Annotated in this window: 25 protein-coding genes and 6 pseudogenes; 13 read left to right on the top strand and 18 right to left on the bottom strand. The window is 68.8% G+C overall.

The annotated features are described in order from the left end of the window. The first annotated feature begins 429 nt into the window (after window positions 1–429). From AB0J12_RS30625 to AB0J12_RS30640, 4 genes and pseudogenes are all read left to right on the top strand, one after another. Window positions 430–1,086, top strand: coding sequence for a YeeE/YedE thiosulfate transporter family protein (locus AB0J12_RS30625; RefSeq protein ID WP_363267815.1), 657 nt, complete (start codon window positions 430–432; stop codon window positions 1,084–1,086). Next, window positions 1,086–1,502, top strand: coding sequence for a YeeE/YedE thiosulfate transporter family protein (locus tag AB0J12_RS30630; RefSeq protein ID WP_363267816.1), 417 nt, complete (start codon window positions 1,086–1,088; stop codon window positions 1,500–1,502). Before AB0J12_RS30625 ends, AB0J12_RS30630 begins: the two co-directional genes overlap by 1 nt. Before the next feature lie 75 nt (window positions 1,503–1,577). Then, window positions 1,578–2,312: pseudogene (locus AB0J12_RS30635) on the top strand (patatin-like phospholipase family protein); the annotation flags it as partial. 217 nt (window positions 2,313–2,529) lie between these two features. Further along, window positions 2,530–2,778 (top strand): annotated as a pseudogene (locus AB0J12_RS30640) (MerR family transcriptional regulator); the annotation flags it as partial. Between the two features lie 95 nt (window positions 2,779–2,873). Here the strand turns inward: AB0J12_RS30640 and AB0J12_RS30645 are convergent. The 10 genes and pseudogenes from AB0J12_RS30645 to AB0J12_RS30690 all read right to left on the bottom strand — a co-directional run. Then, window positions 2,874–3,191: pseudogene (locus tag AB0J12_RS30645) on the bottom strand (hypothetical protein); the annotation flags it as partial. Continuing rightward, window positions 3,146–3,721 carry a DUF6817 domain-containing protein gene (locus AB0J12_RS30650; protein WP_363267817.1) on the bottom strand — a complete coding sequence of 192 codons (576 nt, stop codon included), beginning with the start codon at window positions 3,719–3,721 and terminating at the stop codon, window positions 3,146–3,148. The gene AB0J12_RS30650 and the pseudogene AB0J12_RS30645, both read right to left, overlap by 46 nt. A 414-nt stretch (window positions 3,722–4,135) precedes the next feature. Further along, complete coding sequence (locus AB0J12_RS30655) at window positions 4,136–5,434, bottom strand: hypothetical protein (RefSeq protein WP_363267818.1); 1,299 nt, start codon at window positions 5,432–5,434, stop codon at window positions 4,136–4,138. Between the two features lie 565 nt (window positions 5,435–5,999). Next, window positions 6,000–6,814, bottom strand: a protein-coding gene (locus AB0J12_RS30660) for an IS5 family transposase (protein WP_363267819.1) whose coding sequence is annotated in 2 segments (ribosomal slippage) — window positions 6,000–6,472 and window positions 6,472–6,814 — 816 coding nt in all. Because the reading frame shifts where the segments join, the coding sequence is not laid out codon by codon here. A gap of 39 nt (window positions 6,815–6,853) precedes the next feature. Further along, entirely contained in the window at window positions 6,854–7,006 is a 153-nt protein-coding gene (locus AB0J12_RS30665) for a hypothetical protein (RefSeq protein ID WP_363267820.1), read from the bottom strand. Between the two features lie 80 nt (window positions 7,007–7,086). Beyond that, on the bottom strand, window positions 7,087–7,482 hold the full coding sequence (locus tag AB0J12_RS30670) for a DCC1-like thiol-disulfide oxidoreductase family protein (RefSeq protein ID WP_363267821.1): 396 nt from the start codon (window positions 7,480–7,482) through the stop codon (window positions 7,087–7,089). A gap of 2 nt (window positions 7,483–7,484) precedes the next feature. Next, window positions 7,485–8,075: a hypothetical protein gene (locus tag AB0J12_RS30675; protein WP_363267913.1), complete on the bottom strand. Its 591-nt coding sequence runs from the start codon at window positions 8,073–8,075 to the stop codon at window positions 7,485–7,487. A 2-nt stretch (window positions 8,076–8,077) separates the two neighbouring features. Continuing rightward, window positions 8,078–8,611: pseudogene (locus tag AB0J12_RS30680) on the bottom strand (serine hydrolase); the annotation flags it as partial. Then, entirely contained in the window at window positions 8,608–8,970 is a 363-nt protein-coding gene (locus AB0J12_RS30685) for a hypothetical protein (protein WP_363267822.1), read from the bottom strand. The gene AB0J12_RS30685 and the pseudogene AB0J12_RS30680, both read right to left, overlap by 4 nt. Beyond that, window positions 8,967–9,212 (bottom strand): hypothetical protein, encoded by a 246-nt coding sequence (locus tag AB0J12_RS30690; protein WP_363267823.1) that lies wholly within the window; start codon window positions 9,210–9,212, stop codon window positions 8,967–8,969. Before AB0J12_RS30690 ends, AB0J12_RS30685 begins: the two co-directional genes overlap by 4 nt. A gap of 43 nt (window positions 9,213–9,255) precedes the next feature. Between AB0J12_RS30690 and AB0J12_RS30695 the strand changes: the two genes are divergently transcribed. Beyond that, window positions 9,256–9,432 (top strand): hypothetical protein, encoded by a 177-nt coding sequence (locus AB0J12_RS30695; protein WP_363267825.1) that lies wholly within the window; start codon window positions 9,256–9,258, stop codon window positions 9,430–9,432. Between the two features lie 2 nt (window positions 9,433–9,434). Here AB0J12_RS30695 and AB0J12_RS30700 read toward each other — a convergent pair whose 3' ends face one another. Continuing rightward, on the bottom strand, window positions 9,435–10,286 hold the full coding sequence (locus AB0J12_RS30700) for a hypothetical protein (RefSeq protein ID WP_363267826.1): 852 nt from the start codon (window positions 10,284–10,286) through the stop codon (window positions 9,435–9,437). A gap of 557 nt (window positions 10,287–10,843) precedes the next feature. On the opposite strand from AB0J12_RS30700, the gene AB0J12_RS30705 reads away from it, so the two are divergent. Both AB0J12_RS30705 and AB0J12_RS30710 read left to right on the top strand, forming a co-directional pair. After that, on the top strand, window positions 10,844–11,692 hold the full coding sequence (locus tag AB0J12_RS30705) for an IS5 family transposase (protein ID WP_363267827.1): 849 nt from the start codon (window positions 10,844–10,846) through the stop codon (window positions 11,690–11,692). Continuing rightward, on the top strand, window positions 11,689–12,087 hold the full coding sequence (locus AB0J12_RS30710) for a hypothetical protein (protein WP_363267828.1): 399 nt from the start codon (window positions 11,689–11,691) through the stop codon (window positions 12,085–12,087). The genes AB0J12_RS30705 and AB0J12_RS30710 overlap by 4 nt, the downstream gene beginning before the upstream one ends. A gap of 72 nt (window positions 12,088–12,159) precedes the next feature. Here AB0J12_RS30710 and AB0J12_RS30715 read toward each other — a convergent pair whose 3' ends face one another. Beyond that, on the bottom strand, window positions 12,160–13,119 hold the full coding sequence (locus tag AB0J12_RS30715) for an alpha/beta hydrolase (RefSeq protein WP_363267829.1): 960 nt from the start codon (window positions 13,117–13,119) through the stop codon (window positions 12,160–12,162). A 69-nt stretch (window positions 13,120–13,188) separates the two neighbouring features. On the opposite strand from AB0J12_RS30715, the gene AB0J12_RS30720 reads away from it, so the two are divergent. Beyond that, window positions 13,189–13,665, top strand: a complete 477-nt coding sequence (locus AB0J12_RS30720; protein ID WP_363267830.1) for a MarR family winged helix-turn-helix transcriptional regulator — start codon at window positions 13,189–13,191, stop codon at window positions 13,663–13,665. 130 nt (window positions 13,666–13,795) lie between these two features. On the opposite strand, the pseudogene AB0J12_RS30725 reads toward AB0J12_RS30720, so the two are convergent. After that, a pseudogene (locus tag AB0J12_RS30725) lies at window positions 13,796–14,236 on the bottom strand (SDR family NAD(P)-dependent oxidoreductase); the annotation flags it as partial. Between the two features lie 63 nt (window positions 14,237–14,299). Between AB0J12_RS30725 and AB0J12_RS30730 the strand changes: the two are divergent. Both AB0J12_RS30730 and AB0J12_RS30735 read left to right on the top strand, forming a co-directional pair. Further along, entirely contained in the window at window positions 14,300–15,085 is a 786-nt protein-coding gene (locus tag AB0J12_RS30730) for a helix-turn-helix transcriptional regulator (RefSeq protein WP_363267831.1), read from the top strand. 366 nt (window positions 15,086–15,451) lie between these two features. Next, the gene (locus AB0J12_RS30735; RefSeq protein ID WP_363267832.1) at window positions 15,452–15,898 is read left to right on the top strand and encodes a TIGR03618 family F420-dependent PPOX class oxidoreductase; all 447 of its coding nucleotides are present in this window, start codon (window positions 15,452–15,454) and stop codon (window positions 15,896–15,898) included. Between the two features lie 629 nt (window positions 15,899–16,527). Here AB0J12_RS30735 and AB0J12_RS30740 read toward each other — a convergent pair. From AB0J12_RS30740 to AB0J12_RS30750, 3 genes are all read right to left on the bottom strand, one after another. After that, window positions 16,528–17,844 (bottom strand): MFS transporter, encoded by a 1,317-nt coding sequence (locus AB0J12_RS30740; protein ID WP_363267834.1) that lies wholly within the window; start codon window positions 17,842–17,844, stop codon window positions 16,528–16,530. Between the two features lie 28 nt (window positions 17,845–17,872). Continuing rightward, on the bottom strand, window positions 17,873–18,964 hold the full coding sequence (locus AB0J12_RS30745; RefSeq protein WP_363267836.1) for an IS630 family transposase: 1,092 nt from the start codon (window positions 18,962–18,964) through the stop codon (window positions 17,873–17,875). Window positions 18,965–19,185: 221 nt separating this feature from the next. Further along, window positions 19,186–19,593 carry a flavin reductase family protein gene (locus tag AB0J12_RS30750; RefSeq protein ID WP_363267837.1) on the bottom strand — a complete coding sequence of 136 codons (408 nt, stop codon included), beginning with the start codon at window positions 19,591–19,593 and terminating at the stop codon, window positions 19,186–19,188. On the opposite strand from AB0J12_RS30750, the pseudogene AB0J12_RS30755 reads away from it, so the two are divergent. Beyond that, window positions 19,559–20,635: pseudogene (locus AB0J12_RS30755) on the top strand (ISAzo13 family transposase); the annotation flags it as partial. The gene AB0J12_RS30750 and the pseudogene AB0J12_RS30755 overlap by 35 nt on opposite strands. Window positions 20,636–20,729: 94 nt before the next feature. Beyond that, window positions 20,730–21,242 (top strand): DinB family protein, encoded by a 513-nt coding sequence (locus AB0J12_RS30760; protein ID WP_363267838.1) that lies wholly within the window; start codon window positions 20,730–20,732, stop codon window positions 21,240–21,242. Between the two features lie 68 nt (window positions 21,243–21,310). Here AB0J12_RS30760 and AB0J12_RS30765 read toward each other — a convergent pair whose 3' ends face one another. Next, window positions 21,311–21,844, bottom strand: coding sequence for a class I SAM-dependent methyltransferase (locus AB0J12_RS30765; RefSeq protein ID WP_363267839.1), 534 nt, complete (start codon window positions 21,842–21,844; stop codon window positions 21,311–21,313). 51 nt (window positions 21,845–21,895) lie between these two features. After that, on the bottom strand, window positions 21,896–22,045 hold the full coding sequence (locus AB0J12_RS30770; protein WP_363267840.1) for a hypothetical protein: 150 nt from the start codon (window positions 22,043–22,045) through the stop codon (window positions 21,896–21,898). Window positions 22,046–22,338: 293 nt separating this feature from the next. Here AB0J12_RS30770 and AB0J12_RS30775 point away from each other — a divergent pair, with 293 nt between their 5' ends. Beyond that, on the top strand, window positions 22,339–22,920 hold the full coding sequence (locus AB0J12_RS30775; protein ID WP_363267842.1) for a hypothetical protein: 582 nt from the start codon (window positions 22,339–22,341) through the stop codon (window positions 22,918–22,920). The last annotated feature ends 225 nt before the right edge of the window (window positions 22,921–23,145 follow it).

The raw sequence follows: 23,145 nt of genomic DNA on the forward strand, positions 1-23,145 counted from the left end.
GCGGGGCTGTGCGCGCTACCAGATGTCGCTCACCGGTGAGCGTGTGCCGCTCAGCCTGCTACCCAACGGCGCCCGCGCGCGGCACCTCGAAGATCCGGCCACCGACACGGGACGCTCCGGCGCCACCGACCCGGGGCAGGGACCCGGGCGGACCCAGCACTCTGCGTGGTCGGAGCAGGGCGCGTCCTGGCAGCGGGCGGCACCCTCTGGGCCACCACAGCCGCCAGGACCTGCCGCCGCGGAACCACATGCCGGCACCTGGTTCGAGCCGACGCCGGCAACCGCGCCGGCCCCGGTCCCGCCCCACCGGACATCACCGTCTCCAGAGTTTCCCCAGCCCCCGAACCACCCGTCACGGCACGCGCGCCAAGACCCCCGTCCGAAGCGCGGCTGGTGGGCTCGATTCACCGAATGGATGGGAGGCCCCGCATGAGCGGCTACTGGCCTTGGTGGGCCGGCGCCGCCGGGCTCGCCTTGATCACGATCAACTACGCCCTCACCACGGACCGGTCCTTCGGCGTGTCCTCCGCGTGGGATCGCGTACTGCACTGGCGCAGGGAACGGCGCCTGGAGCAGATGGACGAGGAGTTCACCGACGACCGTGCGCTGGCTGAGGCCCTCACCGCGGCAACGGCGGAGCACTTCGGCACCAGCCCCGGCGTCCCCACGGCGCCGCCGGCCGCATACGGGGCACCACAACCGCTCGCAACGGACCCCGAACCGACGGTGAGTGAGGACACACCGGCCACGAGCACTGGTCCGGCCCCGTTGGTGACCCAGGCTGCCCTGCTGGTGTCCATCTTCCTCGGCGGCTTCATCGCCGCGGTCACCTCCGGACGCTTCCACCTCCGCTTCGACATGGGCCCGGGATTTCGGGACGTGGTCACGGCCGATCCGATCACCATGCTCGTCCTGCTGTTCGTCGGTGGCGTCCTGGTCGGCTTCGGCACCCGGCTGGCCGGCGGGTGCAGCTCCGGCCACGGCCTCAACGGCTGCGGACGCCTGCGCCCGGTCAGCCTCGTTGCGACCGCCGTGTTCTTCGGTACCGCCGTCGCGGTGTCGTTCATGCTGTGGAAGGTGATCTGATGCGTACCAGAGGCGCGATTTTGCTGGCCAACATCATCACCGGCCTGGCCCTCGGCTTCACCGTCTCCAATATCGGGTTCGGCGACTACGCCGAGCTGAACCGCATGTTCACCTTCCAGGACCTGCGCATGCTGCTCTCCTTCGCCGGCGCGGTCGTGATCATCATTTGCGCGTTCGCCCTGCTGCGCGTCCGCCGCACACCGGGACGCATCCACGCCGGTGTGATCCCCGGCGCGGTGCTTTTCGGGACGGGCTGGGCGATCTCCGGCGGATGCCCGGCCATCCCGATCGTCCAGGTCGCCGGCGGATACCTGCCCGCCCTGGTCACCATCATCGGCGTCACCGTCGGCATCCGGCTGTGCCGCTGGGCCAACGCCCGCTACTTCCACCTCGACCGCGGATCCTGCGGCCTGTAGCAGGAAGCGCCGGATTTCCAACGATGCTTGGCCGGCATCCGCACCGCCTGCGAGAAGCAGGGCAACGCAAAGCCGATGCCGGCCGCCAAGACGGCAACGCCGTTCCCTGCGGGTTCTGTGCGCAGAAGCCGGGATGCTCCTGCGATCAGAAGCGGAGCTCGCGTTGCCGGCAAGCCAGTGTCTTCGCCTGGAGGCACTGCGGGCCATGTCCAGCGGGGAGAGCACGTCGTGGCGGCGGATCTCCTTGAGCATCACGGGCGTCTTGGCACCGCACGGACGGCCGGACTGACGGCGGGCCGACGGAGCTTCGGGGTCGACCTGGGTGAGGCCGACCTCATCGTGGGCACCTCAGCCGGGGCGATCGTCGGCGCTGTCATCGCCACGGGGCAGGACCCGGCCCGCCTCGCCACCGTGCGGCGCTCCGCCAACGCTACGTCCGCGCCTCTACCGCCGCCCCGACCCGGCAGTGACGGGCGCGGTGTTCGCCGTCCTCGGCGAGCCGGGCCTGGATCCTGCACCGATGCGCGTCGTCGGGTGGGCCGCATCGCCCTGGAAACGGTCGACGCGCAGGCGGAGAACCAGCTGATCGCCCAGCGTGCCGCACTGATCGCCGCCGACAGTTGGCCGCGACGCCCTCTGCTGATCCCGGCCGTCGACGCCGAGAGCGGCGAGCCAGTCGTATGGGACGCCGCCGCGGGCGTCCCACTGGTCCGCGCGGTCGCCGCGTCCAGCGCTTTCCCGGGGATTGAGCCCCCTGTCACCGTCGACGGCCGCCGCTACCTGGACGGCGCCCTGCGCGCCGGCACCAACACCGACCTGGCGGCCGATGCCCGCACGATGGTGGTGGTCGACCCGCTCGCCCACGGCCACCCACACCCCGCGGCCGACGGTGCCCAGATCCTGGCCTCCGATCCGGCCGCGGTGCGCCTCCTGGACGCCGAGCAGAGCGACCCTGAAGCGTGGGAGGCCACCTACCAGGCGGGCAGGGCCCAGGCCGGCGCAGCAGCAGAGGAATTGCGCGCGCGCTGTTGCCGTCATCCTGCAGGTGCTGGACCGGGAGGTCTCGGTGCCCGAGGTCGCGGCCGCACATGCCGATGCCCTGGAGGTGCGGATCCGCACGCTGCGACTGCGGCGCGCTGTGTTGCGCGCGGTGGCCAAACGCGGCTCCAGCCCTGAGGAGATGGACCTCATGCGCAAGCTCGCCAAGCTTTCCGACGACGAACGCCGACGCCTGATCACCGACTTCGTCGACGACACGTTCGGCGGACTCGACGCCAACGCCGACTTCGTCGACATGATGCGCTTGCCTCCCAGCATGAACTCCGGATTCCGAGTACGCACGGACTCCTCGGAAGTCCAGTAGGCAAACCACACCCATTCGTGCTCTTCGATGTCCGTCACAGCCATGCGCAGTGCCTCTGCACCCCCGGCAAGCCACCTTTGACAGTCGCGCTCCAGTTGTTCCTCGACGGCCCGAACTGCGGCTTCTCGCGCGATCACGTGTGCAGCATTCCGTACCGGCGCCTCTGCCGACCAGTGAATTCGCACCGTCCAGCACCGCGTACGAGGGGCCTGTCCGCCGGGATGGAGCAGATCAACGCCGGCCAGACGGTCGATGCCCGTGACGCACAGGCCCGGCGCGGCTACGGGCGGGCGCCGGGCCCGAGTTGCCGGGTGCAGGCGGCCCATGCCGCGGTGGAGAGCAGGTCGCGCGACCGGGTGAAGAGGCCGTACAGGGCGGCGCCGTACCGGGCGGCCAGGTCCTTGTTGTGCGCGACGACGTCCAGTTCGTTGGCGGCGGTGATCTCCATGAAGGCACGCAGGTCGGCGTCGCAGGGGGTGTGCTCGTCTCCGGTGAAGCGGTCGCGGAGGACCACTGGAGCATCCCCGCCGAGGAGCGGATATACGGCGTCCCGGTCGCAGCTGCCGTAGAGGTGGACCAGCGCTTCGGCGCGCTCGCCGATGAGGTCGGCCAGTGTGGCGCGTTCGGTGGTCCGGAGGAGGGCTTGGCCGAACCCGTCGGTGCCGTAGGCGGCGTGGCACAGCCCAGCTGCCTGGACGTCGAGATCGGCACCCCACTCGGCCAACAGTCGTGTGACGCGCATGAGATGGGCCAGCAGCGTGCCGCCGGGGTGGGTGATGCGGTCGGCGCCGTGGTCGCGCAGGAAGTCCTCGACGTGGGTCCAGGAGGACACGGATTCACTCGGGCTCGTCGTCACGTCAGGAGTCATAGCCGTGACGCGACGTCCGCAGCAACCCGATTCGGGGCGATGCCCCCCCAGGTCCCGACCACCCGGAAGCACTGGGAGGAGATCGTCCCGCTCGGCTACAAAGGCAGCTATGGCATCGTCAGCGCCTACATCAGGAAGAAGCGCACCTCACCCCGGCCGGTCACTGCGCAGTCACCGGCGCCCCGCCTGGTGACCAAATGGGTTCTCAGCCGCCCGGAATCCCTCACCGAGACCGAACCACTCCGGCTCAAGGCAGTCCTGGTCAACTGCCACGATCTAAGACGATGTTCGCCGAGCAGGTGGCTGGCCCGACCGTGCGCTACCGGCGGCAGACCGCCGCCCTGCAGGCCGTGGTGACGGCGGTCGCGGTGGCCCTCGCCGGAAGGGCCCGGGCAGGGCTCTTTACTGGGGCGAGCCGGGCTTCAGGTCGCCGATCACTCCGATGCGGATGCCGAGCCACGGGTAGGTGTGGTTGTAGAACACGTTGTCCTGGGGTTGCAGGCCGACGGCGGAGGGCCACATCTGGTAGGCCGGTGCGTTGGAGATTCCGCCGTGGAGGCGTCGCCAGACCCGCGCGGAGCTTTGCCCGGCGGGGGGCGCTGTGATCGTGTCGGTCCATTCGACAGCGTTGCCGCCCTGGTCGAGGGTGCCCCATGGTGAGGGAGTCCTCGCGCCGCCGACGGTGCTGAGGCTGCCCTGGTAGGCCTTGGCGTAGAGGGTGGGGTCGAGTCCGAACGGGTTGACCGTCGAGCAGACCTGGGGGGTCAGCTGTCCGGGGCACCAGCTCGGTGCCGGTTTGCCGTCCGCGAGGTAGGAGGCCAGGGGCTGGGTCGCGGCATTGGTGACGTCGCCGGTGGCCGGGTTGAGAACGGTGGGGCTGGGGGCGGTGGCGGCTCCGTCTCCGAAGACTCCCGGGTTGGTCGGGTACTTCCAGTAGGAGTATGTACCGCCGCCGCGCGGGTCGTAGTAGGCCGCCTTGATCCATTCGTCCTGGCTCGGCAGGACGAACCCCGTGCGCTGCACTCGGGTCGTTGTCGGCCGGGCCAGGTCGTACATCCCGCGCTCGGTCCGTGGCGACAGCCGGACCTGGTAGGTGACGTAGTTGAAGCCGCCCTTGCTGGCGGACCGCTTGGAGATCAGTCGGCCGTTGTAGAGCGAATTGACGAAGCGTGCCGCCCTGAGGAAGTCGGCGAAGCCGTAGGGCTTGTGAGCCCACTGCGGGAAGGCCACCGAATAATGACGGCCCCTGCCGGCACTGGGGGAGAGGTTGATCTGGCCGTACTTCGGCCACGCCGCCGAGCTCTCGCTCTCGTCATAGAGACGAAGGCGGTTGCGCCCGTCGGGATCCACAGTGTTCAGGAACGCCACCCACTGTTCGACGGTGACTTCGAGCTGCCCGATCTCGTATCGGTGGCGCACGCCGCCGACGCGCAGGCACTCCTGCGGGGAGGGGGCGTCGGCACACGAGCGGTACAGGGCGTCCTGGAACGGCACCACGCCCACCGAGGGATTACCGGGCGCGCCGACCTTGGCGGTGGTGAGGGTGACGACCGCGGCCCCCGGCAAGGGGTCCGTCCCGCCAGGACGCGGCTCGCCGGCGACAGGGGAGCCGGCCGTCACGGAAGCGGCGAGCAGTGCCGACAGCCCGCACGCCGTCACGACGGCCCTGTTGAGGAGAGTGCGGCGGAAAGCGAGGTGCATAAGCGAACTCATTTCGGCGTGGCAGCCCGCTCCGTGGCAACGACCAGCGTGGTTCGGGCCGACGATCACTTGACGGCAGCCGTCACGCTAACCCCACATGTCACTTTCCGTTGAAGATACGTCACGGAAACCGCCCAGTCGGACGCAAGTAATCAGGCAGACCGTCCAACCCCGGTCGTGGCCGCCACGCAGCCAAACCCCTCCCAGTTCGCCTCCCGTGTCAACGCTGTCGCCGGCACCCGTTCCTGCGCCGCGGGCCATGAGGTCCTCGGCACATGGCCGCAAGCGACAGGATCGTCTCGCCTCCGGCCGGCAGGCGGGGGTGTGCGCACGTCCGGGGCGGCCCGCTGGGATGGTTCGCGCGACGGACAGACCCGCAGTTTCGCCCCGGGTGCGTTGCCTGGCCTGACTGAGATGCTTGGTGGCTCGCGGTGATGGGCTGGGGGAGGAGGGGCTGTAGGAGTGGGCATGCCGTCTCTCCGGGCGAGGCGGAAACCCTCAGAGGGCGTTTTCGCAGGTCAAGACGGCTCTTATTCGCAGGTCAAGACGGCTCTTAGACCGTGTCCTACATGGTCAGTTTGAGGAACCGCTTGTAGCAGCAGAGGGCGGATGCCAGCCCGAGAAAGGCCAGGTAGTTGCCTGATTTCCGCTCGTAACGGTGGTTGAGACGGCGGTAGCCGGTCAGCCAGGACATCGTGCGTTCAATGACCCACCTGCGTCGGCCGAGCCGCTCGCTGGAGTCGATGCCCTTGCGGGCAATACGGACGCCGATGTGTTTGCCCCATAGCCATCGCCGCAGGTGAGGGATGTCGTACGCCTTGTCTGCATGAAGGCGCACGGGCTTGGAGTCGGCCGCGTGGGATTCGTGTCCCATGTGGAAGTGGGACACCATCGGCTTCAGGGCGAGGCTGTCGTGGGTGTTGGCCGCGGAGAGCCCGACCCGTAGGGGCAGTCCGTTCGCGTCGGACAGGACATGCATCTTGGAACCGGGCTTACCCCGGTCCACGGGGCTCGGACCTGCGAGTTCGCCCCCTTTTTAGCCCTCACGTGGGCTGAATCGAGGACCGCACGAGACAAGTCGACCATGTCCTGCTCGTTAAGGAGCTGGAGAACCTTCTGATGCAAGCGCCCCCATACTCCTGCCCGAGACCAGATGGAGAAGCGGCGATGCACGGTGGACTTCGACGCTCCGAAGCACGGCGGCAACGCCCGCCAGGCGCAGCCGCTGACCAGGACGTAGATGATCGCGGCAAACACCGCCTCATCATCGATGTTCGCGACCCCGCCACCCTGCGGGCGAACCCGCGCGGGCGGCAGCAACGGCCTTGCCAACTCCCACAAGCCGTCCGGCACGATCCATCCCCATCGTCCACTCCCCATGACCCGGTCAACGACTAACTGACCATGTAGGACACGGTCTTAGTAGGCGGGCTGCGGACGCTGGTCCCTCGGGTACGACGAAGAGACCACCTCCTCCGGCCGGTCGGGGCCGAGCGCGAGCGGCGGGAGGGCGATGAGGAGGTCGCCCGCGACGAGCCCGAGCCGGTGGCCGACCGCGTCCGGTGTGCGCACGAGTGGCGCCGACCCGGGTGGCGGGCGCGGACGGCGGCCGAGGACCGGCGGGCCCAGCGCCCGGGTCCCTCGCGGCCTGGTTACCGGTCGATCCGGCAGGAGGCGCCCTGGCGCCACGGGCCGGGGATGCGACCGCGGTTGCCGGCCGTGAGCCGGTACACGCCACGGGCCGTCCAGCTGATCGGAGGCACCGTGAGCAGACGGCCGACCGCCCGCCAGCCGGTGCCGGCCGCGGTGCTCAGCCAGGCGGCGAAAGCGGCATGTCCCGCCCGGACGGGGCCGTGTGCGGGGATCCACTGCACGGCCCGGGTGACATCGCGTTCCGTGAGCCGGTGGGCCTCCAGGTCCGCCGCCTGCCAGGGCAGGAGACGGACCGTGGTGCCGGTCAGCTTCCGTAGGCGGGTGACCGACCAGTGGCAGAGGCCGCAGTCGCCGTCGTAGAGCAGCATGGCACCCGAGGGGGTCGCTGTACTCATGTTCACGCTCCGGTGCGATTCATCGTGGAGACCATGTACCGGTCCTGGCGAGGTGTGCCGGAGAGGATCTTCCATTGGGCGGAGGGGAGGTCCTTCAGGAAGCAGGCCATGATGGCCGGGCCCGAGGATGTCCGGGAGTGCAGGGCGTAGACCTGCGTGACGGCGCCGGGCAGGCAGCCACCCTTGGCCAGGACCTCGTGGTAGACGTTGGTGTTCGCGGGGTTGCTCCGCATCGGCCAGCGCAGGACCTCGCGGGCGAACGCCAGCGGGCTGTCACCGGCCGGGGAGTCGGTGACGGCCTGGAAGAGGGTGACCCAGTCCCTGGGTGTGCCCGAGCAGCTGCGGCGGAAGACCCGCGGCTGGAGCCCCGCGGTGGGCAGCAGGAGCAGCGGCCGGTACCAGCGGTGCGGGCGCGCCCCCAGACGGTCGTAGTAGTCGGCGAGCCGGTCGTCGGGGCAGCGCAGGTTCGCGGCAGGAAGGGGGCCAGGGCGGCGACGAACTCGCCGTACCCCGAGTACACCGGACCCTGCGCGTCCATGTGGTGGCGCCGGGCGAGAGCGGCGAGGGCCGGACGGCCGCCGACACGGCGCCACAGATACTCGGCGGAGGCGTTGCAGGACCGGTGGATCATGGCGTCGGCGCAGTCCCGGATGCTGATCTCGGTGCGGCGGCCGGCGTCGGGGTAGGCCTGTGCGAACGCGCCGCCGTCCGTGCCCGGCAGGTGGAAGCGCCTGACCTCGCGCAGCGGGAGGCGCTCGTCGGCGGAGACGGTTCCTTGGTGGATCCGCTCCGACAGGGCGCACAGGATGAGGACCTTGCGGGTGGAGGCCAGGGGGAACTTCTCGTCGGCGTTGTGCGCGTGCTGGGGGAGCCAGGTCCCGTCCGTGCCCCGGCGGACGAGGGTGACACCCGCCCGGTCCTCCCGTGCGCGCAGGTAGGCGCCGAAGTCGTCCGTCAGCCTGCGGGCGGCGCGCGCCGTGTACGCGTCGTGTATGAGCCCGATGACCAGCAACAGGGCGACAACGGCCTCCGACGCGCCGCGGAGGTGCTCGTTTCCGGCGGTCAGGTGGTCGTAGGCGTTCCACCCGCACAACGCGGCCACCACACCCCACCAGAAGCGGCCTTTCATACCTTCGCTTCCTCCTTGGCTGCGGTGACGCGGTCGCCGGCGGTGGCGTCGCGCTGCGGCGGTACCGGAGGTGACTGGCCGGACGGCGGCTCGGCCGGTGGCGCGGTGTTCTCCCGTCGCTGCCGCAGGCGGCGGCGAGCACCGCGTACCAGGCGCGCGGCGGCCCGGTAGTCGGCGTCGGTGAGCATGGCCGCGTCGGCCGCCAGCATGAACAGGCCGAAGGAGACCAGCCCCATGCCGTACATGATGCCGATGTGCATGCCGGCGATCAACAGCAGCACGGCTTCGCGGATCCACCGGCGCCGGGTCAGGACGGCCGGGATCAGGGCGAGTTGGACCGCGACCGTCAGATACGTCACGCGGTCACGAGGAACGGGTTCCTCATCAGCCAGAGGAGGACGGGGTCCGGGTGGCCGATGAGGTGGGTCAGGCCGGTGCGGGGGAACGCGGGCAGGGTCAGCAGGTGCGGGCGGTGGGCCGGCCGGGTCACGAAGATGTCCAGGAGGAGATACGGCGGAGCCAGCCCGTGGTGGCAGGCCAGCCGGATCCGTGCCTCCTCGTCATCATCCAGCGCCAGTGTCCCGACGAGCTCTACGGGCAAGCCGGGCCGGCTCGCCGCAACCCGGCGGAGCACCGGCTCCTTCATGGCGGTGGTCGCTGCGGCCGATGTCCCGCTGCGGGCACGGGCGGTGTGCGAGGCGATGGACGTGGAGATCGCGCCCAACAACATCAACAACGTCCGCCTGAAGCTCAAGCGGCTGGCCGAGCGCGGGATTCTTGTCGAATCCGAGCAGGGGTTGTTCACCCAGCCGCGGCCATAGCCTTACCGTTGACTTGCTTCCTGGCGGGCCGCTGCGCCCTCCGGGCTGACAGTCTCAAGGCGTGGTGTGAGGGCCTTGCGCTCCTGGATGTGGGTGTAGGCCATCAGGCCGAACAGGACCGCGAACAGCACGGCCGAGGAGCCCGCGGTGCCGAGGTTCAGTCCGCCCTTGGCGACCGGCTTGGTGAGGAAGTCGCCGGCGGTGGCGCCGAGGGGGCGGGTGAGGACGAAGGCGATCCAGAACAGGAGGACGTTCGGGACGGCGGGCGCCTTCATCAGGACGACCAGCACGACCAGCGCGCTGGACACCAACGCCGCACCGCCCAGGTAGCCGAGTCCGGAACTGTCGGACAGGAAGTCACCCATCGAGGTACCAAGGGTGTTGGAGACGAGGATCGCCGCCCAGAACAGGGCCTCGCCCCTGAAGGTGACGATGTCGCGGATCTGGAACGTCATCCCGCTGATCCTCCAGGCGAGGAAGATCGCCAGGAGGATGGAGACGAGGATCGCGGCTCCCTCCGGGTAGCCGAGGCCGAGGCCCTGCGGGCCCCAGCCCAGCGAAGAGGCGCCGCCCGACAGGTACTTGTCGCTGGCGTCGCGGTTCATGAAGTCAGACATCGTCGTGCCGGCCATGCTGGTCGACAGGATCACGGTCCAGTAGAAGAACGGGTTGTACCGCGAGGACCGCAGCTGCACCACCAGCGTCACCGCAAAGATCAGGAACAGGGCGATCGTGGTGAGGAAATAGCCGAACTTGAGCGTCTGGGAGAACAGGTCGCCCGCCGTCTCGCCCAGGGTCGTCGCGGCGATCTTCATGATCCAGAACGCCAGCGTGACCTCGGGCAGCTTCTTCATCACAGACTTCGTCGACGTCAAAAGGGTGCTCCTGTGCTTGTGGGGGGTGGATCTCCGTTCGACCCTGACAAGGTCAACCTGAGCGCATCCTGGACGTGCACACCATGGATCTTGCGTCAGTGCGCCCGCTGTGCTTCACCTGTCAACCTCTGCATCGTCCACACCTCGCGTAGCAACCGCCGCTCCAGCTCGAACACTCACGCCGGAAGCGGAGGAGGCCAAGGATCGTCAGGGCACCGGAAGGCCTCCGGTTCTATGATTTACGGCGGCCGGGCTCGCCGTGTTCACGGCCGGCGGGTGGCTGGCGCTCGCTCACGCAGACACTCCGGCGCGGCCGGGCTCTCTGGTCAGCACTGATGCCGTCGCTCCACACGTTCCGGTGACTACAGATGCGACATCACGTCACATACCGCCCTCTGAGAAGCCAACCGCGCTGTCAGGGCGGGCAGCCTAAGTGGGCGGTTCGTGAGTCTTTGAGTGGATCTGCTGTCGCCTGATGGTGTGGCGGCGGGGCGGAATCTGTCGGCCCGCGGTGGTTGATCTGGTGATGTGTTCGGGTGAGTGAACGCAAGCCGTATCCGAGTGACTTACCGGACGAGCAGTGGTCGTTGATCGAGCCGGTGATCACCGCGTGGAAGGACCGGCACCGCTCGGTCAGTGGCCACCAGGGCGCCTACGACATGCGGGAGATCGTGAACGCGATCCTCTACCAGGGGCGGACCGGCTGCCAGTGGGCCTACCTCCCGCACGACCTGCCGCAGAAGAGCGCGACCTACTACTACTTCGCCGCCTGGCGGGACGACGGGACCGACCAGGTCATCCATGAACTCCTGCGCTGCCAGGTTCGTGAACGCGCTCGCCGATTAGAGGACCCGACCCTGGTGGTGCTGGACACCCAGAGTGTCCATGTGGCCGCCGGAGTCCCTGCCTCCACGACCGGCCATGATCCGGCCAAGCGGGTGCCCGGCCGCAAACGCGGCCTGGCCGTGGACGTCCTCGGCCTGGTCATCGCGGTCGTCGTCCTCGCCGCGAACACCCACGACAACGCCGCGGGCATCGTCCTGCTGGACCAGGTCGCCGAGCACGCCGGCGGAACCGTCCGCAAGGCCCTGGTCGACCAGGGCTTCAAGAACCAGGTCGTCATGCACGGCGTCGGCCTGGGAATTGACGTCGAGATCGTCGCACGCAACCCGCAGTACAAGGGGTTCGTGCCGCAGCCGAAGCGGTGGAGGGTCGAGCAGACCTACGGGATCCTGATACTGCACCGGCGCCTGGTCCGCGACTACGAGCACCGCTCCTCCTCCTCCGCCTCCCGCGTCTACTGGGCGATGACCCACGTCATGACCCGACGCCTCACCGGCGCGAACGCCCCCACCTGGCGCGCGGCGCAGGCGGTGGCAGCGTGAACATCCGGCCGCTGCTCGATGCCCTGGACCTCCAGGAAGAAGCCGCCCGGGCCCTGGCCGACGACCTCCGCGCACAGATCGACGACCTGCAGACTCGGTTGCGGGAGGCCGAGACGCACTTGGAGCACCTCGCGATCACCCGCAAGACCGTCGCGGGCCTCGCCGACCGACTCCCGGCCGTCGCGCCGGACCTGCCCGAGCACCCGGACTACCCCCGCATCCTCGCCGCCTTCAACCACGCGACCGGACCGCTACGAGCCAAGGACGTCTGCGCAGCCCTCGGCCACGAACTGGTGGCGAAAAACGTCGAGGGCACCCGCGCCAAGCTGAAACGCCTGGTCAAACTCGGCATCCTCACCGAGGCCGACACCGGCAACTTCGCCAGGAAGCAATAGCCGACACAACCTCCACCAGCATCCTTGCCCCCACCTCAGCCAGAAACGGACATCGCCTTACGAACCGCCCACTTAGAGGTCGCGGCCCGAGTGAGGGCGGGGCCGGCCCTGCCCTGCTGACGTGTGCGCTGCGCCCGCGGCGCGGATGCGCTGGCCGAGGAAGAGTGCTGCGCGGTCCAGTGCCTCGTCCGCCTCGTCCAGGACGCCGGCGAACGACTGGAACACGTGCGGCACGTCGGCGGTGATGTCCAGGATGACGTCCACTCCGGCTGCCCTCGCACGCGCGGCCAGGCGCGTGGAGTCGTCCAGCAGGATCTCGTTGGTGCCTGCCTGGATCAGCATCGGGGGGAAGCTGGTCAGGTCGGCGAGGACGGCCGGGCTGAGCAGGGGCTGATGCGGGTCGGCTCCGGCGAGGTACATGGCTCCGGTGTGTTCAACGGCCTCGCGGGTGAAGATCGGGTCGATGCCCGTTTTGGTGTCCATGCTCTCGCCGGTTCGGGTGGCGTCGAGGCCCGGGGAGAACGCCACGATGGCGGCGGGCAGTGGGAGGCCCGCGTCGCGGGCGGCGAGGCAGGTGGTGACGGTGAGTCCGCCGCCGGCGGAGTCGCCGGCGAACACGATGGTCGAAGGGTCTTTGTCGCTGTCGAGGAGGGCGCGGTAGGCGCTCAGCGTGTCTTCGATTGCGGCCGGGAACGGGTGCTCGGGGGCAAACCGGTAGTCCAGCGAGTACGCCCCGAAGCCGGTCTTGGCCACGAGGTGTCCCGTCAGCGACAGGGCGGTCTCGGGAGAGCCGAACACCCAGCCGCCGCCGTGGAAGTACAGGATCGTCCCGGCGCGCGGCCCGTTGTCCGGCTCGACATACAGTGCGGGTCGGTCGCCGAGCGTCGTCCGCGTGGTGCGGATGCCGTCGGGCACGATCATCCGGGCCATCAGCTCACGGAATCCGGCTCGGATCGCCTCGACCGACCGCGGACCCTCGGGTCGGGGCTGCCGCAGCATCGCGTCGACCTTCGCGCGCTGTTCCTTGCTCATAGGTACGCTCCCGCCACTGGTTACTTCCATGGAACTATATGCCTTGGAATCTAACGTACTCTATATGCCATGGCATCCACATCGAGCGGCGAGACGGCCGACCTCCCGGGCTTCTTCGCCGACCTGGTCCGATGCGAGACGCGTCTGTACAACGCCCTCAACGACCGTCTCCGCGAGCAGCACGGGATCGTCACCTCGCAGTACGAGGCCCTGCGCTACCTGCGCGACCACCCCGGGTCCCGAGTGGCGGACCTCGCCGCCGAATTCGCCATCGGTATCGGGGCGACCAGCAAAACCATCGACCGCCTGGAGAAGCAGGGTTGGGCCGCCCGACAGCCGAACCCAGCCGACCGCCGCTCCTCGCTGCTGGCCCTGACCGACCACGGCACCCAGCTCGTCGACGCAGCAGAGAAAACCTTCACCGCCAACGTGGCCGAGCTGATCGGAGGCACTCTGGACAACTCCTCAGCGACGGCCGCCGCACAGGCCCTCTCCAAGCTGCGCTCCGTGCTCGAACGCAACCAGATTGGCACCCCCGCGGGCTGACGAGCATCACCTTGGGCCGGGGTGGCGGCACCCGGCCTGCACGGGGTACAGCAAGCGGCCCCCGGTTCTGACCCGGCCGCATTCCAGACCTGCTAGAAACGTATCCGTGAGCCGAAGCAGGGTAGTTGACGTACAGCCCGAGTGTGGGGAAGGCGGCGAGGCCTCCGAGGCTGGAGACCTGCAGGATGTGACCGCTGCCCTGGGCCCGCAGGTACGGCAGGGCCGCCTGCGTCACCCACAACGGGCCGAACAGGTTGGTGTCGAGCTGCGCGCGAGCCTCTTCCTCGGTGGTTTCCTCAACCATGCCGAACAGGCCGTAGCCCGCGTTGTTGACGACCACGTCCAGGCGGCCGAAGAACTCGGCGGCCCGCTGCACCGCGGCGATCGCGGCGGTGCGGTCGGTCACGTCAAGGCGGATCGGGAGGACATCGTCCCCGTGGGCGTCAAGGAGGGGCCGCAGGGTCTCGGGATCGCGTGCGGTGGCGGCGACGCGGTCGCCGCGGTCGAGAGCGGCTTCGGCCCAGATACGGCCGAAGCCGCGGGACGCGCCGGTGATGAACCAGGTCTTCATGGCATCGAGCCTGCGTCGTTTGCACCTCGGCAGCCAGCACCCTTGCAGGGTTACCCTCGCGGCATGGTGGCCGACAATCTCCTGGGAAACTTCCTCAAGGCCCGGCGCGGACGGGTTGCTCCGGCGGATGCGGCGGTATCCGCCGGCGGACGTCGCCGGGTGGCAGGACTGCGCCGGGAGGAACTGGCCCGGCTCGCCGGAATCAGCGAGCCGTACTTGGTCCGGCTAGAACAGGGCGTCGACCGGCACCCTTCGCCCCAGGTGCTGCGCTCCCTCGCGCGGGCGCTGAAACTGGACGCTGACGCCTCCGCTCACCTGCACGCCCTCGCCACCCCCGCCCCCGTGCCGCCGTCGCGGACCGAGGTCTCCGCGGAAGTGCACCGGCTGCTCGACGCGTGGGCGGACCGCCCTGCGTACGTGCGCGACCGGTGCTTCGACGTGCTGGCGGCGAACAAGCAGGCCCGTGCGCTCGCCCCGATGTATGAGCCCGGCAGCAACCTGGTCCGAGCGGTGTTCCTCGACCCGGCGTCCCGCCGGCTCTTCCCCCACTGGGCCGAGGTAGCCGCGCAGACCGCAGCGGCCCTGCGCGCCGAAGCCGACCCACGCGACCCCAAAACCCTCCGCCTGATCGCCGAGTTGGAGACGCACGAGGAGTTCCGTCAGTTGTGGATGCGGCACGAGACGCGGCCCGCCCGGGACGAACTCAAGCGCTTCGCGCACCCCGTCGTCGGCAGCCTCGCCCTGCGAAGGCAGGCGCTCACCGTCGGCGGCGCCGAGCAACAGGTGATCATCGTGTATCAGGCGACGGCAGGGAACCCGTCCGAAGCGGCCCTGGCGCGTCTTCTGTGACGCGCCAGACGTCTGCCGTTGGCCAGGGCGTCCCGACCGTCGTTCTGGTGACAGAAGGCCTGCTGAATGAGTTCTCGTGAGCAGTCGAGTGCCTCGTTCGTGACAACCAGACTGCTTCGACTTTTCCCATACGCCCGCTCACCCGGTTCTACCGATGACAACTCCTGCGCTCCGGCTCACGCGAGACTTGGCAAGGCTGAGCATTTCGGTTGGCGGAGTCGACCGGCACAGTACGAGCGCCGGTGACCAGCGGGCTGCGAAGTCTCGACAAGCAAGGGCAGGAGCGCGGGGACGGCTCCCGGCATCGGCTTCACCCGCCGGAATCCACGGCTCTGTCCCGCCGATCTTGGTTGGTAGCCTCCCGGGATGACTGCGATATTCGACGAAGCCGTCCGCGCGCGGCTGCAAGACCCCAACATCTGGTACGTCGGCACCGTGTTCGCCGACGGAGCACCGCAAGTCAGCCCGATGTGGGTGGATCTGGAAGGAGAGGCGGAGCTGACGTTCAACACCTCGGTGGGTCGGGTGAAGGAGGAAAACCTGCGCCGCGACCCCCGCGTCTATCTCGCGCACGCGGACGCCACCGATCCCTTCGACCGAGTGCAGATCAGTGGCGTGGTGGCCCGCTTCATCGAAGGCGAGGAGGCGCACGACCGGATGGACCGGCTGGCCCGCAAGTACCTGGGCAGCGAGCGCTTCGAGTGGATCATGCCGGGGGAGCAGCGGGTCGCGGTGATCGTGCGCCCGGTCAAGGTGCGCCACATCGTCGGGGTGGAGCGGTTCCGGCCCGGCGGCCCCGTCCCCGCTCCCTGACCGGCACACCCTTCCGTGGCAATCGGCGCCACCAGCACGGCTTCACCCTGGCACGGGGAAGGAGGACCGCTCTGCCCGCCAACTCAAGCACTCATTCGCCATTTGAAGCGATCAGTCACGATGCTGCTGTGGCCCCAATGCGTAGGGCGCTACGGCTCGCCGTCGCGCAGAGCACGGTGACGGAGGACCCGACCGACTCCGCGAACCTGCGGGCGAGTGGTGACGAGATCCGCCGGCTGATGCGCGAGGCCGGCGGTGCCGGCGCCAGGTTGGTGCAGTTCCGGAAGGCGCGATCACCTAGCCGGGCAAGTACGTGATGTCCTCCTCGCCTGCCGGCACGCTCGCGGCCGCCGACTGGAATCGCGTCGACTGGAATGTCATGCGCGCCCAGGCGCAGTCCGTCGCCGATCTGGCCGGAGAGCTGGGGCTGTGGGTGGTTCTTCGGATCGATCCACCTCCTCACGCCGCCCCACCGGCCGCACAACAGCACCAGCCGCCCCACCTCGGCCGGAGATCATGCGCACATGTTTCACCTGCGGCACCGCGGAACAGGCCTGGTCCAGGCGCCACTACCGGGTGGCGTCGGACCAGGCCTTCAGCGCGCTGATGTCACGGTGCCTGATCGCGTCTCAGGGCTGTGCTGGTGCGGTTTGCGCGCTTGGTGTGTTGTTCTCGTCGATGCTCTCGGTCGTGTCGAGTGTGGTGGAAGGGGTTTCCTTCGCGATGAGCGCGGCGATCAGCGACACCATGCCCATGGCCGCGAGATAGGCGGCGATCGCGTAGCCGGTGGCGAACCTCGCGTCTAGCACGAGCGCGATGATCGGCGCGAGCGAACCGGCCAGGACGGAGGCGAGGTTGTACGCGAGGGATACGCCTGTGTAGCGGATCGCGGTGGGGAAGAGCTCGGAGAAGAAGGCACCGATCACCGAACTGTAGGCGGCGAAGATCAGCAGGCCGCCGGCCACTGCCGTAACGATGGCCGCGGTGTTGCGGGTGTCGAGGAGGGCGAAGAAGACGAAGGCCCACACGATGGTGGCCGCCGACGCGGTCAGGTAGATCGGTCTGCGCCCGATGCGGTCCGCGAGCATGGCGAAGAGCGGGATGGCCACCACCGCGACGGCCTGCCCCACCATCACGGCGGTCAAGGCGACGCTATCGGGCAGCTCCAGCATCTTGGTGACGTAGGTGATCACCAGAAGGGAGTAGATGTAGAAGCCTGCGTTCTCGCCGAAGCGGGTGGCCGCGGCGAGCACGACGGCGCGCCAGTGGTCGCGGATCACGACGCCCATCGGCATGCGCTGCGGCTTGTCAGGCTGCTGACGCGCGGCCTGCTCGAACAGCGGGGTCTCAGCGACGTGCAGGCGCAGCCACAGGCCGGCGAGGACGAGGAGTGCGGACAACGCGAACGCGATGCGCCAGCCCCAGGCGAGGAACGCCTGCTGCGGCATGAGCGCGTTGAGCAGGGCCAGGGCGCCGGCGGCGAGAAGGTTGCCGAGCGGGGGGCCGACGTTGGGCCAAGAGGCCCAGAATGCCCGCCGTTTGCTGTCGCCGTGTTCGGAGACCAGCAGTACTGCGCCGCCCCACTCACCGCCGAGGGCGAACCCCTGCACCAGCCGGCACAGGATGAGCAGGACGGGTGCGGCCACGCCGATCGTGTCGTAGCCGGGGAGCAGGGCGATGAGGAAGGTGGAGATGCCCATTAGGACCAGGCTGGCGATCAGCGTGGTGCGCCGGCCCTTGCGGTCGCCGTAGTGGCCGAGGACGGCGGCGCCGACCGGTCGGGCCACGAAGCCGACGGCGTACGTGGAGAAGGCGAGCATGGTGCCCACGACGGGGTCCGCCGCGGGGAAGAACAGGGTGTTGAACACCAGTGCGGAGGCGGTGCCGTAGAGGAAGAAGTCGTACCACTCGATCGCGGTGCCGACCAGGCTGGAGGCGGCGATCACGGGGAGACGGGTATGGGCCGTGCGCTTGCTAGTGACCTGAGTCGGAGATTCGTCGGCAGTAGGCGGCTACTTTGTCGAGGATCTCGTCGGCGGTCTTCGTCCAGATGAACGGCCTGGGGTGTTCGTTCCAGTCGGCGAGCCAGCTGCGGATGTCCCGTTCCAGGGCTTGGACGGAACGGTGGACGCCTCGCTTGAGCTTCTTCTGCGTGAGCTCGGCGAACCACCGCTCCACCAGGTTCAGCCAGGACGAACTCGTCGGTGTGAAGTGGAGATGGAAGCGCGGGTGCGCCAGCAGCCACTGCTTGATGGCGGGCGTCTTGTGAGTGACGTAGTTGTCCAGGATCAGATGGACATCGAGGTCGGCGGGGACCTCCTTGTCGAGCTTCGTCAGGAACTTCTTGAACTCGACGGCTCGGTGGCGCCGGTGCAGGGAGCCGATCACCTTGCCGGTGGCGACTTCCAGTGCGGCGAACAGGGTGGTGGTGCCGGCGCGGACGTAGTCGTGACTGCGGCGTTCGGGAACGCCGGGCACCATCGGCAGCACGGGCTGGGACCGGTCGAGAGCCTGGATCTGCGACTTCTCGTCCACGCAGAGGACAAGCGCCTTCTCCGGCGGGTCGAGATACAGGCCCACCACGTCGCGGACCTTGTCGATGAACAGCGGGTCCGTGGACAGCTTGAACGTCTGCGAGCGGTGCGGCGCGAGGGCGAACGCCCGCCAGATCCGCGAGATCGCGGACTGCGACATGCCCGTGGCCGCAGCCATCGACCTCGTCGACCAGTGGGTCGCGTTCTTCGGCTTCTCCTCCAGCGTCTTGACGATGACCCGCTCGACGTCCGCGTCGGTGATCTTCCGCGGGACACCGGGCCGCGGCTCGTCGGACAGGCCGTCCAGGCCCCGTTCGAGGAAACGCCGCCGCCAGGTGCGGACCGTGTCCGGAGTGACCCGCAGCCGGCGCGACACCTCCATGATCGAGTGCCCGTCGGCGCACTCCAGCACGATCCGCGACCGCTGGGCCAGCGCCTGAGCCGTCGTGCGGCGACGCACCCAGCCCTCCAGCACGGCCCGCTGGGCATCGGTCACCGACAACGGCGGAATCTTCGGACCCGGACGACTCATACCGAACCAACGACGAATCTCCGACTCAGGTCACTAGATTGAGCGGGGGTATGTGCCATGTCGACTCCTGAAGCCGAGAGACCAAGGCGGCAGGACAGATGTCCTGACCAGGGGCACAGGCCGATCCCCGGGGCCTCGGCGACTGCTGCAACAGTCACCGAGGCCCACTGACCAGGGATCTTGGTACGGGGATTTCGAAAGACGGACCGGGAGCGGTTCGGTCAGAAGAACCAGTGCTCGGGCTCGTGCCCGCGTGCGACGATGTCGCTGAACTTGCCGCCGAGGAAGCCGAGGGGTTCGCCCTCGCGCTCCCATACGTCCAGCACCTCACCGATGACCACGATGTGGTCGCCGGCCTCGAAGGACCGCTCGACCCGGCATTCCAGGTGTGCGAACGCGTCCGGGACGATGGGGGTGCCGTGCCGTCCGTGGACGGCGTCGAGGCCGGCGTAGTGGTCGGCGCCGCGCTTGGCGAAGCGCATCGCCAGGTGTTCCTGACGGGCGGAGAGGATGTTGACCGCGAACGTCCCGGCCGTGGTGACGGCCTCGGTGGTGCGTGCGCCGGTGGTCAGGCACACCAGCAGGAGCGGCGGTTCGAGGGAGACGGAGGTCAGCGAGTTGACGGTCATGCCGTTCAAGAACAACGGCCGCCAGTGGCGGCCTGCGGCTGATCCGATGCCGGTGAACGTCCATGACTTCGCCGACCCCCAGCTGGGCAAGGCCGTCCCGTACGGGATCTACGATCTCGCGGCGAACATCGGCTGGGTCAACGTGGGCACCGATCACGACACCGCCGCGTTCGCAGTGGAATCGATCCGCCGCTGGTGGTCCGGCCAGGGCCGGACCGCCTACCCACAGGCGACACGACTGCTCATCACCGCCGACGCGGGCGGCTCGAACGGCTACCGCACCCGGGCCTGGAAGCTCGAACTCGCCCGGCTCGCGGCCGAAACAGGACTGACGATCACCGTTTGCCACCTTCCGCCGGGCACATCGAAGTGGAACAAGATCGAGCACCGGCTCTTCTCGCACATCACCCTGAACTGGCGCGGCCGCCCGCTGACCAGCCACGAAGTCATCGTCCAGTCCATCGCCGCGACCACCACCCGCACCGGACTGCGCGTCATGGCCGAGCTGGATACCAACATCTACCCCACCGGAATCCAGATCGGCGACGCGGAGATGGCGGCCCTGCCACTGACACGACACCCCTTCCACGGCGACTGGAACTATGCCGTACACCCCCAGCCGTGCCCTGCCATCCCAGCACCCCGGACTCCGCAGAAGCCGACCCCGGAGTGGGACCAGGCTCTCCTGTGCGATCCCGCCCTGACCGGCATGTCCCGTCAGCAACTCGGCGACCTCACCGACACTTTGGCCGTCGATGGCGACGTCAAGCGCGGACGCCCGCCCCGACTCGCCTTCCCCGACCAGGTCCTGGCGGCCATCCTTCACCTGCGGGTCGCCCTGGCCGCGGAACCCCTCGCCGTGCTGTTCGACAGCAGCCGGACCGCCATGCACCGCACCCTGCTGAAGATCAGGACACTGCTCAAGGCACACGGCATCGTCATCCCGCCGGCAGCCACCCCGCCCTCCGCCCTCACAGCCCTCCAGGCTCGGGTTCAAGCCCTGAGCGGCGACCCCAGCAGCATGATCAAGACAACGTGTTAATGATCTGCAAGCCCTTAGTGCCGCATCAGGCAACGTTCGCCCTGTAGTGAGGCCCCGCCTGTTGACGGCTTCGGACGCTGGCGATAATCGACCGATGAGTGCCATCGATCGCCCTATGCCGCCCCTGAACGCCGACGAGCGCACGACGCTTGAAAGCTGGCTGGACTTTCACCGCACCACACTGGCCATGAAGTGCGAGGGGCTGGACGACGAGCAGGCCGCCGAGGCATCCGTGCCGCCGTCTGGCTTCACGTTGACCGGCCTGGTCCAGCACATGGCGGAGGTGGAGCGGAATTGGTTCCGCCGCGTGTTCGCCGGAGAACAGGCTCCGCCCATCTACGACCCGCAGGCCGACCCGGATGGCCCCGACGGTGGTTTCGATGTGGCTGAGGGAGCCGCCCTGGGCGACGCCCTCGCCACCTGGCGCGCGGAGATCGCCCGGGCCCGTGAGAACTGCGCCGGGCATGCTCTGACCGATACGGGTCGCTTCATGGAGCATGACGTCAACCTTCGCTGGATCTACGTCCACATGATCGAGGAGTACGCCCGCCACAATGGTCACGCCGACCTGGTACGGGAACGCATCGATGGCACTACCGGCGTGTAGCGCCAGTACTCGACGAGGTCGTACTCGTCACCAAGCTAGGCAAGACGTTCGGCTGGTCTGTTCGGTAATCAAACAGATACGGAACAGACAGGCGGCTTCTGCCACACGGAGACGTGCGATCTGCTGGACGCGGTGAAAGGCGTCTCGTTCCAGTCGGCCCAGCGCTCGGACAGTTCCAGGCCGGCGAGCTTGGCCATCAGGTCAAGTTCGGAAGGCCAGACGTACCGATGAGGCGAGAGGAATGTGGAGCCTCGACCGTCCGTGATCGTGTAGTGGTGTGAGACCAAGTGCTGGTTGACCAGGTCGTACGTGTCGAAGCCAACGTGCTGGTCACCGATGTGGAACGGGCTTGCGGTCTCGCCTGGCGGCAGACGCTGCAGTTCGGGGACGAATACCTCGGGCACAAAGCGGCCGCCCGGCTCAACGAGCTTCGCGGCGTTGCGGAAGCACGCGACTTGTTCATCCTGGGAGAGCAGGCAGGTGATGGCGTTATAGACGAGATAGACCAGACTGAACGTGCCTGGAGCCCGAGAGGCCGTCATGTCTCCGACGATCACGGCCACCTCGCCGCCACGGGGCTTCTTACCAAGCTCCTGGGCCATGGGCTCGGCGAGGCGAAGAAGCTGCTGGAGACGGAGGGGATACGGGTCTCGTCACTGCGCGAGGAGAAGTACGACCCGGTCACCGGGGAGCTGGTCGGCATCAGCTACGACGACCACGCCGCGGCGGTCACCTCGACGGCCGCCGAACTCCACCGTGCTGGGATCGGCCACCGGCTCGGCTTCCAGACGGAGATCGGTCACCGGCTCGCAGACGGCTTCGTGCAGCGGGCGGACCTGGTGGTGCGGGCACCGACGGCGGGGGTGCCGGTGTTGCTGCTGGAGATCAACCGCCGCACCGAGGACGCCCACGACCTGGTTACCAAGCTGCGCCGCTACTGGGAGTGGGGTCGGCTGCTGCCGAGGGACGCGGACAAGCACACCATGGACCTGGTCCGTTCCCGGCCGGACGCGATCGAGCACGTCGACCACGAGAAGCGGCTATGGCGGCGGGTCTACCCGCCGACCGGCCGGGAGGGCCTGGTGCCGGTGCGTTCGTGTTCGCGGACACCACCGAGGCGAAGGTCGCCAACACCGTGCAGGTCCTCGAGGAGGCCTGCCGCCGCTACTGGGCGCCGCGCCGATACCAGAGCCTCTACCGCGGGGCGATCACGGCGAAGGACTACAGCCAGGCGGTGCCCGTCGTCGTCACCACCCTGGAGCAGCTCCAGGAGCACGGCGCGGACGCGGCGGTGTGGCGGCGGCTGGGACGGACGGGCGAGCAGACGCTGACGGCCGCGCTCGACAACCCCGACGGCGATGCCCTCTCCCGCGATCAGGAGGCCCGCGCCGAAGCGGAGGACAAGCTGCGCCGTGCCGCTGAGCGGGAGGCGGAGCGCCCCGTGTGCAAGCGGTGCGGGCAGAAGTTCACCGACCAGCGCTGGGAAGAGACCACCGCGCACAGGACTGCCTGGAAGGCCGGGGACGTGTCCGTGTGCGGCGACTGCCACGCCGGCGACGTCGCCCGTGAGAAAGCCACCGCCGAAGCCGCTCGTCTCCAGGCCGCCATGCCACCGGAGCCGGAGGACGACCAGGAGTTGGGCAGGCCCCGCTGCGGCCTGTTCCGTCGCCGCAGTTGACCACGTACGGCAACTCCGGCCCACCCACCGGATGCGGGAGAGACGGCGTCGACGTGCAGCGACCGGGTCAGGCCGGGGAGGCATGCGACAGGTCGTCATAGCGCGGGGTGCGGTGCCTGTCCGGAGCTGGGAGGCGTCTTCGGCGAAGGTCACGTCGCGGATGTAATCCCGGTGGCAATCGGGGAGCCGACTCCCTCCTAGTCGAGCCGCCGCCGGCCAGCCGCC

This window comes from Streptomyces sp. NPDC049915, assembly GCF_040656475.1.
Lineage (GTDB): Bacteria > Actinomycetota > Actinomycetes > Streptomycetales > Streptomycetaceae > Streptomyces.

What these genes read in the sequence shown, in the direction of transcription:
- AB0J12_RS30625 (WP_363267815.1), top strand. Translation starts at nt 430, where the DNA reads ATGAGCGGCTACTGGCCTTGGTGGGCCGGCGCCGCCGGGCTCGCCTTG.
- AB0J12_RS30630 (WP_363267816.1), top strand. Translation starts at nt 1,086, where the DNA reads ATGCGTACCAGAGGCGCGATTTTGCTGGCCAACATCATCACCGGCCTG.
- AB0J12_RS30655 (WP_363267818.1), bottom strand. Translation starts at nt 5,434, where the DNA reads ATGCACCTCGCTTTCCGCCGCACTCTCCTCAACAGGGCCGTCGTGACG.
- AB0J12_RS30670 (WP_363267821.1), bottom strand. Translation starts at nt 7,482, where the DNA reads ATGAGTACAGCGACCCCCTCGGGTGCCATGCTGCTCTACGACGGCGAC.
- AB0J12_RS30695 (WP_363267825.1), top strand. Translation starts at nt 9,256, where the DNA reads ATGGCGGTGGTCGCTGCGGCCGATGTCCCGCTGCGGGCACGGGCGGTG.
- AB0J12_RS30700 (WP_363267826.1), bottom strand. Translation starts at nt 10,286, where the DNA reads ATGAAGAAGCTGCCCGAGGTCACGCTGGCGTTCTGGATCATGAAGATC.
- AB0J12_RS30715 (WP_363267829.1), bottom strand. Translation starts at nt 13,119, where the DNA reads ATGAGCAAGGAACAGCGCGCGAAGGTCGACGCGATGCTGCGGCAGCCC.
- AB0J12_RS30720 (WP_363267830.1), top strand. Translation starts at nt 13,189, where the DNA reads ATGGCATCCACATCGAGCGGCGAGACGGCCGACCTCCCGGGCTTCTTC.
- AB0J12_RS30730 (WP_363267831.1), top strand. Translation starts at nt 14,300, where the DNA reads ATGGTGGCCGACAATCTCCTGGGAAACTTCCTCAAGGCCCGGCGCGGA.
- AB0J12_RS30735 (WP_363267832.1), top strand. Translation starts at nt 15,452, where the DNA reads ATGACTGCGATATTCGACGAAGCCGTCCGCGCGCGGCTGCAAGACCCC.
- AB0J12_RS30745 (WP_363267836.1), bottom strand. Translation starts at nt 18,964, where the DNA reads ATGAGTCGTCCGGGTCCGAAGATTCCGCCGTTGTCGGTGACCGATGCC.
- AB0J12_RS30750 (WP_363267837.1), bottom strand. Translation starts at nt 19,593, where the DNA reads ATGACCGTCAACTCGCTGACCTCCGTCTCCCTCGAACCGCCGCTCCTG.
- AB0J12_RS30760 (WP_363267838.1), top strand. Translation starts at nt 20,730, where the DNA reads ATGAGTGCCATCGATCGCCCTATGCCGCCCCTGAACGCCGACGAGCGC.
- AB0J12_RS30765 (WP_363267839.1), bottom strand. Translation starts at nt 21,844, where the DNA reads ATGGCCCAGGAGCTTGGTAAGAAGCCCCGTGGCGGCGAGGTGGCCGTG.